Source organism: Sphingomonas phyllosphaerae 5.2 (genome assembly GCF_000419605.1).
GTDB classification, from domain to species: domain Bacteria; phylum Pseudomonadota; class Alphaproteobacteria; order Sphingomonadales; family Sphingomonadaceae; genus Sphingomonas; species Sphingomonas phyllosphaerae_B.
This window is the reverse complement of sequence record NZ_ATTI01000002.1, coordinates 113,517-124,817: the sequence shown is the minus strand read 5'-3', so window position 1 is coordinate 124,817 and position 11,301 is coordinate 113,517. Positions and strand designations below refer to the sequence as shown.

Sequence of the window (11,301 nt, the reverse complement as noted above, 5' to 3'; positions counted from 1 at the left end):
GCACCGCCGGGCTGCCGTTCGGGATCGCCACCGACGCGCGCGGCCGCGTCTGCGCGACGCGTGGCGGCGGCATCGACGCCGCCCGCGTCGTCGCACTGGTGGCGGCGTGCGATCAGGCGCGTCGCGCGCAATGACGAAGCTGCGCGAGGCCTGACCGGCGTCGACATCCGCGCAAACGCCATATGTTCCGCCTTTGTTCTGTCCTACATCGCGATAACATGCTGAAACAGCGGCAGGAAAGGAGTCGAGTCATGACGATCGACACGCCGCTGTTGCTGGCGATTGCCGCGATCCTGTCGGCGCTCGCGAATGTGATCTGGTCGATGCGCCGGAAGCCCTGAGCCGGCCGTGGCGGGCGGGCGGGCGCGGCCCGGGCCCCGGTCACGCGCCCCGTCGCGCCCGCCACGACGCGCTGTTGATCGGGCACCAACGACCCGCCCCGATGATCGCTCACCGGCGCTCGGGCACCGGTAAATGATATAGATTGGTGTCATGAAACAGTCGCGCGCCGTGCCTAACGGGACGGCGCGGCCGCGGTCGCCCACAGGCAAAATCAGGTCATCGGGGAAAAACATGTTCTCGCATCATCCGCTGCCGGGCGTCCGGCGGCGTCGGCTTCGTTCGTCCATCGTCGCCCGGCTGCTGGGCTGCTCCGCGCTCGCGCTCGCCGCGCCCGCCGTCGCGCAGGACCGCGCGCCCGCGGCCGACGTCGACACGACCGGCCGCACCACCAGCGAGGTGCTGACCGGCGACATCGTCGTCAACGGTCGCCGCGATCGCAGCGCGCTGGCCGAGGAGCGCAACGCCCCCGGCGTCGTCGACATCGTCACCACCGGCGACGTCGCGATCAATTCGCAGACCAACATCACCGATCTCGCCCGCCGCCTGCCGGGCGTGTCGGTCGCGCGCGATCAGGGCCGCAACCAGAGCGCGACCGGCGAGACGCAATATGCCACGATCCGCGGGCTCGACGCCGCGTTCAACGCCTATACGCTGGACGGCGTGCGCCTGCCGCAGACCGCCGGCACCGCGCGCGCGATCTCGCTCAACCTGTTCTCGCCGTTCGCGATCGGCGGGCTGGTGGTCGACAAGACGCCGGGCGCGGCGCGGGACGCCGATGCGATCGCCGGCATCGTCGACCTGCGCACGCCCAGCGCGTTCGACTTCAGCACCGACTTCACGCGCGGCCGCGTGCTTGCACAGGGCGCCGGGCTCGCGCTCGATCGCGATCAGGAGGCATGGGGCGGCGCGCTCGGCATCGACGCCGCGCGCCGCTTCGGCAGCGCGCAGCAGTTCGGCGTCTACATCGCCGGCTATTACGAGGAGCGCGCCAACGCCGCGGAATCGACCGCGGTGCAGAACGATTACAAGACGACGCGCTTCGGCGTCGGCACCGCGCGCGCCAATGGCGATGCGCTGTCCGCGGACGGCGTGCAGTGGAACTTCTACAACAACCGCATCAAGCGCTACGGCGCCAGCGGCGCGCTCGACATGCGCACCGCGTCCGTAGACCTGTACGCGCGCGTCAATTACGCCACCTATCGCAACACCAACACGATGAACCAGACCGGGTTGCGCAACGAGCTGACCAGCGGCCAGACCAGCCCCAACCCGAACCGCGCCGGCAACCGCAACTATGATGCGGCGGGGGTCTACACGCCCGTCGGCGTCAACCCGGCGAGCTATTTCCGCACCGAGGATGTCGAGCAGGAGCTGTTCTCCGCACAGCTCGGCGCGAAGGCGCACTGGAACGGTTTCACCGCCGCGCTGGAGGGGGCATATGCCGACGGCCGCTTCGACCAGCCGAGCCGGATCGAGGCGGCGTTCCGCGGCGTCTCCTACGGCAACGCCGCGCAAAGCGGCACCGCGACCGAGGCGTGGGGCGTCGACCTGTCGAACCCGCGCTCGCCGCGCCCGGTGATCTCGCAAGGCGCGCAGAATTATGTCGCGTCGCTCGATCGCCCGACGCAGCTCTACGTCCAGCAGGGTTTCGATTTTCTCGGCGAGAAGAAGAAGACGCTGCGCGCCAGCATCCGGCACGACGGCGACGGCGTGCTGCGCCGCATCGAGATCGGCGGACTGTACGAGGATGCGGATCGCACCGGACGCTCGCTCGCGCCCGACGTCACCCGCTACCGGTTCCGCACCGCGCTCCAGGCCGGCACCGTCACCGGGCCGACGATCAACGAATATCTCGGCTATGTGCTGAAGGACTTCCTGGATTACTATCCGGTGCGCCCGCTGAAGGTACTGTCGCGCGCGCAGCTCGACAGCCAGGCGCGGCTGCTGGTGCCGTCGATCGTCGTGCCGCAGGCGACGATCAACCAGGGGCTGCTGACCGGCGACGAGCAGCGCAAGGCGCTCTACGCCACCGCGACGCTCACGGCCGGGACGTTCGAACTGGTCCCCGGCATCCGTTACGAGGCCAACAGCTACGATGCGCGTTTCTGGCAGGGGCAGGATGCCGCCGCGCGCTTCGTCGACGGCGGGCGCGATTACGACCATCTCGATCCCAGCCTGCTCGCGGCGTGGCGCCCGAACGCGCGCTTCGTGGTGCGCGGCGCGGCGCGCTCCAGCTACGCACGCCCGGCGTTCGACCAGCTGGCCGGCCCGACGCGGCGCACCGGCGAGGCGACCGACACGCAGGTCACGATCACCGCGCCGAACCCGGACCTGAAGCCGGTCGAGGCGTGGAGCTACGACCTGGGCGTCGAATATTACGGCGGCACCGGGCGCTATGCGCAGCTCGCCGTCTATCACAAGGACCTGAAGAACATCCTCGTGCCGACCGGAACGCGCTCGTTCGCGCAAGGATCGCAGCAGGTGGGCGGGCAGACCGTCGTGCTGGTGCGCCCCGCCAACGGGCGCGGCGGCACGGTGACCGGCATCGAGGCGTCCGGGCGCTTCACGCTCGGCGACATGGTCGCCTCGCGGTTGCTCAGCGGGATCGGCGTGGGCGGCAACGTCACCTGGCAGAAGACCGCGGCGACGTACCAGATCGCGGCCGACGACCTGCGCACCACGCGGCTGCCGCAGGCGCCGAACCTGATCTACAACGCCGAGCTGTTCTATGCCGCCGGGCCGGTGCGCGCGAACCTGTGGTACAATTACACCGGCAAGCTGCTGACGACGGTGCAGGACAGCCAGCCCGACATCTACGTCCAGCCGCTGAAGGAGCTGAACGCCGGCATCGCCTTCGCCGCGACCGACCATCTCGAGATCGGCGTATCGGCGCGCAACCTGCTCGACCAGGCGGCCTATTGGACCACCGCGGGCTCGTCGCAACGCTACATCGCGCCCGACCGCAACGGCGGCTACATGAAGACCGGCCGCGTCTTCCAGCTCAGCCTGACGATGACGCGGTAGGGCGCTGCGGCGGATGCGGTCACCGACCGGCGACCCCGCGCCCGCGCCCGTCACCCCGCACCCGTCACCCCGGGCACGACCCGGGGTGACGCTTCCTCGCTGCGGGAAGCAAGCGGCAGGATCGAAACCCGCCGGCCTGTCCGTCCGCAGTCCAGCCCCGCCGCGAACCGCGGAGCAACCCGTCATCGCAAGCGCAGCGAAGCAATCCAGCGCCGGCCCGCAACGCCCACGATCGCTGCGTTATGCCCGCAACGACGCACCCCCACCAAGGATGATGCCATGACGATCCGACGCACGCTGCTGGCCATCGCAACGGCGGTTACGCTCGCCACACCCACCTTCGCCGCGCCACGCCCCGCACCCGCGCTCAAGGTCGAGCGCGTGGTGATGGTCATGCGCCACGGCGTCCGCGCGCCGATCGACGGCGAGGTCCCGGTCGGCACGCGCACCGCCGCGCCGTGGCCGACGTGGCCGGTCGCCGCCGAGCAGATGACCCCGCACGGCATGCGCGCGATGGCGATCCGCGGCGCGGCCGATCGCGCGTGGCTGGCGGCACGCGGCGTCGTCCCCGCGGCCGGTTGCCCGGCGCGCGGCACGGTCGGCGTCTGGACCAACGTCAGCCGCCGGACGATCGACAGCGGCACCGGCTTCGTCGCCGGCTTCGCGCCCGGCTGCGACATCGCGGTCGGCCACCGCGCGGCCGGCGCGGTCGATCCGCTGTTCGAGGCGTTGCGTGCCGGCACCACCGATTTCGTGCCGCAAACGGCCATTGCCGCGATCGAACGCTTCACGGGCGGGATGGACCGTCTCGCCGCGAAGCACCGCGCCGAACTGCGGCTGCTCGACCGCGTGCTGGGGTGCGCGCAGCCGACGTGCAGCCCCGGTGCGCCGCCTGCGCTGCGCGCAAGCGCCGACGGCCATGGCATCGAACTGGACGGCCCGATCCGCCGCACCTCCGGGATCGCGCAGGTGCTGTTGCTCGAAACGGCGGAGGGCATGCCGGTCGTCGGCTGGGGCCGCGTGACGCCCGCGACGCTCGAACGGCTCGGCCGCCTCCACGCCGCGCTGTTCGACGTCTTCACGCGCTCGCCCTATATGGCCGCGCATCAGGCCGGGCCGCTCGGCCGCCGCGTGATCGCGTCGCTGACCGCCCCGAACGGCCCCGCGCTCGACCTGCTGGTCGGGCATGACACCAACGTCACCGCGCTGGCGGCCGCGCTGCGCGTCGACCTCGTCTCGCCCGGCTATGCGCGGGGCGACACCGCGCCGGCCGGCACGCTGGTGCTCGAACGGCTCCGCGACGATCGCGGCGCGGCAGTGGTCCGCCTGTCCTATCGTACGCAGACGCCCGCCGAACTGGGCCGGCTCGGCAGCCGCGTGACGACCACGCCGATGACGATCCCCGGCTGCGTGCAGCTCTGCCCGCTCGATCGTTTCGCGGCGCTGCTGTCCGCGCACCTCGCGCCGGCGTCATAGCGTCCCGCGCGCGCACCGAAGCGCTCCGGCGGGTCCTGATCCGGCACCGGCGTGCCGGATATGGCTGGAAACGACGGACCGCGCGGTACCGCGATGCACCGGATGTCACGGATCGACGTAGGTCTTTCCGAACCGCGCCGCGAGCGTCAGCGCTTCCTCGGCCAGCAGCGCCGCGCCGTCGACCGCCCCGATCGCGACCGCGTCGCGCGCGCGGTCGAACAGCGCGACGCAGCGGCGGTCGTTGAACCGCGACGTGTAGAGCACGCCATCTGCCTGGGTTTTCGCGTGAATTTCCGCGCCGATCGCCTGTGTCCGCCGGTAATCGCTGCCGTGCAATTCGGTGAACGACAGCCCGTGCGCCGACACGCCGGCATCGACCAGCGGATAGAGTTTCAGCGCGCGCGTGGCGACCAGCTCGCTCCGCGCGCGCATCGCGACATCGCTCGACAGCACGTCGCTAACCGTCGGAACGCGCACCATTGTTTCGCCGAACGCGGTCTCGAGATCGAGCGCGAGGTACAGCATCTTATACCCGCCGGCCGGATCGTCGTAGCGCTGCAGCGGCACCACGCCGGCCGGACCGAAGAACAGCGGCGACAAGGACTTGCGGTGGATGCGATGGAAGATGCTGCCCTCGCGCAGCCGTCGCAGGCGCAGCATCGCCGCGGTGCTCAGCCCGCCCAGCCCGCCGCCAGCTGCGCCAGCCGCGCGCGCGTCCCGGCGTCCGCCCCGCGCCCCAGCAGCTCGAACACCGAGGCCGGCGCGTCCCCGAACCCGTCGAGCGGCGCGGCGAGCAATTGCAGCTGCCCCCACGGGTTCATGTCGTCCAGCGCGTCGAGGATCGGCTTCAGCCCCGGCACCGCCGCCCCGTCGCGGAACTGCGCCGCGGGATAGCGGATCTCATTGCCGTACGGCACACCCAGAATCTGCCGCCGCTGCCGCTGCTTGTCGATCGCCGCGGGCGTCACGCCGAGCAATTCCGCGACATCCGCGCGTCCGTACACGCCCCCCGCGCGCTCGGCCAGTTCGGCCCGGAACCCCGCGGTCCGTGCCCGCGCTGCCCGCTCGGCAGCCAGCCGCTCGGGCGGCACCGGCGCGAGATCACGCGGCGCGATCGCCAGCGCCTCGCGCGGATCCTGCGCCCCGACGATCGCGGCCAGCGTCTCCTCGCTCGCACTGTCGAGCGCCCGCGCGATCGCATCGGTCAACGCCTGCATCGCACGGCGCCGCAGCGTATCGGGAGCGGAGATGGGTTGCGCAAGCGTGGCCATGATTGTCCTTCCTGTCCGGGATATAGATCAATCGGACAGGAAGGACAAGATATAGCCCCTTACAGCCTCAGCTTGAAGCCGGCGCGGAACATGCGGCCGTAGATGCCGCTGCCGCCCTGCACCGGGTTGTACAGGTTGGCGCCGTACGTCACCGGGTCGATCGGCGGCATGCTGTCGAACAGGTTCAGGACGTTGACGTAGAAGCTGGCGCGGTCGGTGACCTTCACGCTGCCGGTCAGGTCGAGCGTGATGTAGCTGTCGACGTCGCACGGCACGTAGCCGGGGTTCATCTTGCAATCGCCGCGCACGCCGCCCTGGTCCTCGGCCGACAGATTGTAGCCGTCGAAATATTGCGCGGTCGCGGTCAGCGAGAAATCGCGCAGGTTCAGGGTGTTCTGCCACGTACCGCGCCAGCGCGGCGTGCCCGACCCGGCGGTCAGGTCGTAATTGCCGATCGTGCCCTGATATTCCTGCTTCGATCCGTCGGCGAATTCGGTCGACAGCTCCAGGATCAGGCTGGCCTGCGCCGAGGAGGTGAAGCTGACGTTCTCGGCGACGTCGAAGGTGCCGGTCGCGCTGAAATCGATGCCCTGCGAGCGGATCGTGTTGGCGTTGACGTAGCTGGCCTCGACGAACGCGATGCGCGGGCGCGCGCCGGCGAAGCTGGGGTCGATCGCATCCGGGATCACCTCGAAACCGGCCGGGATCGCACCGCCGGCATTATAGGCGTCGATCGCGGCCTGGTTGTCCGCCGCGGCGATCGCGTTGGTCTTCTTGATGTTGAAATAGTCGACCGTGAAGGTGAAGGCGCGCGTCGGCTCGAAGATGACGCCGGCGGTGAAGCTGCGCGACTTCTCGGGATCGAGGTTCGGGGTGGCGCGCGTCGTCTGCCCGTAGGACGAGTTACGGATATAGGCCGGGCACGACGTGAACGTTTCCTGCGTACAGCCGTATTGCGCGAGGAAGCCGTCCGAATAGGTGGTCGGCGCGGCGTTGACGAACCCGCTGGTCGGCAACGAATTGGCCTCGCCGAAGCTGGGGATGCGGAAGCCGCGCGAATAGGTGCCGCGCACCGCGAACTGCCGGAACGGCGTGAACTTCGCGCCGAACTTCGGCGAGAACGCCTGCTGCCCGCTCGAATATTTGTCGTAGCGGCCCGAGGCGTTGAGCACGAGCTGGTCGAAGACCGGCGCGTTCAGCTCGCCGAACGCCGAATAGACCGAGCGATTGCCGTTCACGCCGAAGCCGTTGAGCACGAAGTAACGATCGGTCGGCCCGTTGAAATCGGGGTTGGCGCTGGGCGCGTTGATCGATTCGTAGCGATAGGCGAGCCCCAGCCCGAGCTGGAGCGGACCACCCGGCAATTGCGCCAGCGAGCGCCCGACCGTCGCCTGCACCTGCATCAGGTCGGACTCGGCGTTGTTGACGTTGTCCGGCGACAGGAAGCTGTTCTGGCGATCGGTGTTCGCGAACGGATCGACGAAATTGTAGCTGCCCTGCGCGATCGCGGTCAGCAGGTTGTCGATGCGGACATAGCCCTGCTGGAGCCGGCGCAGGTCGGTGTGCATCGCGGTGGCGTCGACCGCATAGTCCCAGGTATCCGCGACACTGCCCTTGATGCCGACCGCGGCGCGGTACACGCGGCTGCGCGTCTCGTCATATTGGCGGATGCTGGGCAGGCGCCCGACGATCCGCGCGACCTGGCCCTGCGCCGCGAACGGATTGTTGGGGTTGAGCGTGCCGTTCGCCGCGGTGCAGCCGGTGCCGAGCCCGTTGGCCGAGCCGACGCCGCCCGCGCAGGTATAGACCGGCAACGTGAGCTGGAACGAGCCCGGCGCGAACGACGGGCCGGTGCCGCCGGTGCTGAAGCGCGGGAAGTCGATCCCGGCATTGGCATTGGCGCGGATGATCCCCAGTCCGCCGGTGTAGCCGACGCGGCTCTGCTGGAAATTGAACATCGCATAGGCCTCGGCATTGTCGCCGACGCGCGCGGTGAAGCGCGCCGAGCCGCCGAAGCGCTCGATCTTCGGCGCGATCACGCCGTCGTTGTTGACCAGGTCGTCCTGGCACACGCTGTTCGGCGCGGCGGCGTTGACGAGGTTGCCGTCCTCGTCGGTGCGCGCGAGGTCCGCGGCGGACAGCGTGTAGCCGGGACCGCGCGTGCAGCCGAGCGCGGGGTTCAGCTGCTGGTAGCGGCCCTGCGCGTCGGTGTTGGTGCCGTCGAACGGGCGGACGTACAGCGTGCCGCCGGTGTTGAACACGCCTTCGGAGAAGGTGTAGCCGCCGTTGCCGTCCAGCCCGTTGACGACGTTGTTCGGCCCGCAATTGCCGTCGTTGCAGATCCGGCGCTGGTCGCTGGTGTTGTAGGGATAGCCGCGGTCGCGGTTATAGAGCGGGTTCTGGTTCAGGTAGAAGCCGCTGACATAGGCGTTGTAGCCGTTATCATCGAGATCGCCGGTGCCCGCGATCAGGCTGAGCCGCTGGTTCGCGCCGTCGCCGCGCTCGGTGATGCCCGCCTCGACGCGCCCGCCGATGCCCTTGTACTGGCGCTTGGTGATGATGTTGACGACGCCCGCGATCGCATCCGCGCCGTAGCTGGACGATGCGCCGTCGCGCAGCACCTCGATCCGGTCGACCAGTTCGTCGGGGATCGTGTTCAGGTCGACGAAGTTGCGCGTGCCGTCGTCGGACAGCGGGTAATAAGCGGCGCGCAGGCCGTCGAACAGCACCAGCGTCGAGTTGGTCGACAACCCGCGCAGCGACACCGCCGACGCACCGCCCGCGAACGCGCCATTGGCGCTGAACGAATTGGTGAGCGCCGGGCCGTTGTTGAAGGTCAGTTGCTGGATGCCCTCCTGCGCGGTCTGCACGCCGCGCTGGTCGAGCGCCTCGGCGCTGACGGTCGTCACCGGCGACGGCGTCGCGCGGTCGGTGGTGCGCAGGATCGAGCCGGTGACGACGATGTCGCCGCCGGTGTTGCCCCGGGTATCGTCGGCGCCGTCAGCGACCGGCTCGACCGGGCTTTGCTCGACCGGCGCGGGCGGCTGCGTCGTCGATTGCGCCGGGGTCTGGCCTGCCGTCTGCCCCTGCGCGAACGCGGGGGTGGCGAACAGGACGGCGAGCGCGAGCGCGGAACAGCCGACCCCGTGGCGCAAGGCTGCGCGCGTCGAAGCGTTATGGGTCACGATGATCTCCCTGTACGACCCGCGCGGCATCGGACCACCGGCGGCCGTTATGTGTCGTCGATGCCGCGCCTCCCGACAGGCACGACTAGAATGTTGCAAAGAGACGACTTTTTCTTACGATTGTAAATCATTGTACGACATCGGTCCGTCGCACCAACGGCACGCTTCAACGACAGTGATGCTTACCTAATCAGGCCTGCCGATAGTCGGTACCGATCCGGCGCGGTGCGCCTGCGCGACGCCGCAGGAGCGCGCGGACATAGCGCCGCGCATCGTCCTCGTGCGCGAAACTGCGCATCAGCGTGCGACCCGGCGCACCGATCCGCCCCCACGCCGTCTCCACCACCACGCGCCCGAACAGGTCGCGCATCGCCTGCAGCCGCCAGCGGCGGTGGACGCCGCGCGCCGGGTTGCACGCGACCAGTTCGACGGGATCGTAGGGGAGCGGATCGAACGTCACCGGCGACCTCCTTCGCGAGCGTTCCAGCGCTCTAGCGCCGGCGCGCGGAAGTGTCCGACGGATTTGCTGACTCACCGCAGCGCGATTGAGTCACGCGCTCGATCACCGACGGGGGCTCAGCGATTTTTCGGGCCCGGATATCCCGCCGGGCTGTTCGTGGCGCAGGATGGCGACGATGCGCCGGATGCGCAGAACTTCGAATATGTTAGCCGGGCGAAGGTGGCGAAGGCGCCGCGATTGCGGTGACCATCGGCGCGCGCCGCCTGCCGGCGGCTGCTTGACAGCCGCAGGTGCACGGGTGAGCATCCGACATGCCCGGTCCGCTGCTGCTCCTGCTGGCGCAAGTCGCCACGCCCGCCACGCCCGCACCCGCGCCCGCGTCCGCGCCCGTTGCTGCTGCCCCGCCCGCCCCGGCACCCGCCGACGTCATCGTCGTCGGGCATCGTGCCGAGAAGGATCTCGCGGCGTGCGTGGCGCGGCATTGCCCGCCCGTGCAGGAGGTCGAGGCGTCATTGCAGGCGTCGGTCGAACAGTTCGCCGACGGGCGCTATGTCGATGCACGGCAGACGTTGCAGGCCGCGATCCGCCGCAACAAGCGCTATGCCGCCACGCTGCCGGGGCCGGTGTCCAGCCTGTACGCGACGCTCGCGACCGTCGCCGAGCATGAGGGCGACACCAACCTATGGCGCACGGCATCGCGCAACAACGTGTCGGTGCTGCGACAGCAGCTCGGCGCGATGGACGTCGCTACGATGACCGAGGAGCTGTCGTTCGCGGACGACATGGTCGGGCAAGGCGCGATCATCATGGCCGACAACATCTACGGCAAGATCCAGCGCCGCGCCGCGGCGAACGGCCAGCCGGCGCTGGCGGCGAGCGCCGCGTTCCGGCGCGGGTGGCTGGCACTGCAACGGAACCGCTTTCGCGAGGCGGAGCGCTTTGCCGATACAGCGGTGACGCTGGCGGGCGGTGCGGATTCGACGATGGCCGAGCTGCGCGAAATCCTGCGCACGCGCGTGGCGATCCGCAAGGGCGACGACACCGCGGTCGACGCGCTGGCGGCACGGCTGCGGCAATCGACCGAGGCGCACCCGGTGTTACTGTACGCGCCGCCGATCGAAGACATCAATCCGCCACGGGGACGGATAGATGCGTTGCCGCCGCTACGCGACGATGCGATCCACTTCGCCGATGTCGGCTATTGGATCCGCCCGGACGGTACGGTCGCCGATGCGGAATTGCTGCGCAGCAACGGGCTCGGGCAGTGGGCGCCGGGGATCCTGCACCACGTCGGCGCGCGTCGCTACGTCCCGTTGCGGGCGAGCGACGGGCAGCCCGGCCGGTACCGGATCGACCGCTTCACGGTGCGTGGCGATATGGACGTGCCGATCGGCACCCGCATCCGGCAGCGCATGGGCAAGCTGTCGGTGCACGTCATCGACCTGACCGAGACCGAGGCGATGAGCGCCATGCAGCGCCAGCGGATGGCCGCGCGCAGCGCGATCCCGACGCCCGCACCCGCACCCGCACGGTAATCGAACCC

Annotated in this window: 7 protein-coding genes; 3 read left to right on the top strand and 4 right to left on the bottom strand. The window is 69.8% G+C overall.

Translation table 11 applies throughout. The features are described 5' to 3' along the window. Positions 1–573: 573 nt before the first annotated feature. Both SPHPHY_RS0118705 and SPHPHY_RS0118700 read left to right on the top strand, forming a co-directional pair. Complete coding sequence (locus SPHPHY_RS0118705; RefSeq protein WP_022688202.1) at positions 574–3,366, top strand: TonB-dependent receptor; 2,793 nt, start codon at positions 574–576, stop codon at positions 3,364–3,366. A 279-nt stretch (positions 3,367–3,645) separates the two neighbouring features. Then, positions 3,646–4,842, top strand: coding sequence for a histidine-type phosphatase (locus SPHPHY_RS0118700; RefSeq protein ID WP_022688201.1), 1,197 nt, complete (start codon positions 3,646–3,648; stop codon positions 4,840–4,842). A 105-nt stretch (positions 4,843–4,947) separates the two neighbouring features. Here SPHPHY_RS0118700 and SPHPHY_RS0118695 read toward each other — a convergent pair whose 3' ends face one another. The 4 genes from SPHPHY_RS0118695 to SPHPHY_RS0118680 form a co-directional block, all read right to left on the bottom strand. Beyond that, entirely contained in the window at positions 4,948–5,502 is a 555-nt protein-coding gene (locus SPHPHY_RS0118695; RefSeq protein WP_022688200.1) for an RES family NAD+ phosphorylase, read from the bottom strand. 11 nt (positions 5,503–5,513) lie between these two features. Beyond that, positions 5,514–6,113 (bottom strand): hypothetical protein, encoded by a 600-nt coding sequence (locus SPHPHY_RS0118690; RefSeq protein ID WP_022688199.1) that lies wholly within the window; start codon positions 6,111–6,113, stop codon positions 5,514–5,516. Between the two features lie 59 nt (positions 6,114–6,172). Further along, positions 6,173–9,298 (bottom strand): TonB-dependent receptor domain-containing protein, encoded by a 3,126-nt coding sequence (locus SPHPHY_RS0118685; RefSeq protein ID WP_231370508.1) that lies wholly within the window; start codon positions 9,296–9,298, stop codon positions 6,173–6,175. A 190-nt stretch (positions 9,299–9,488) separates the two neighbouring features. Further along, entirely contained in the window at positions 9,489–9,758 is a 270-nt protein-coding gene (locus SPHPHY_RS0118680; RefSeq protein ID WP_022688197.1) for a WGR domain-containing protein, read from the bottom strand. A 311-nt stretch (positions 9,759–10,069) separates the two neighbouring features. Between SPHPHY_RS0118680 and SPHPHY_RS22360 the strand changes: the two genes are divergently transcribed. Then, positions 10,070–11,293, top strand: a complete 1,224-nt coding sequence (locus tag SPHPHY_RS22360) for a hypothetical protein (RefSeq protein WP_022688195.1) — start codon at positions 10,070–10,072, stop codon at positions 11,291–11,293. The last annotated feature ends 8 nt before the right edge of the window (positions 11,294–11,301 follow it).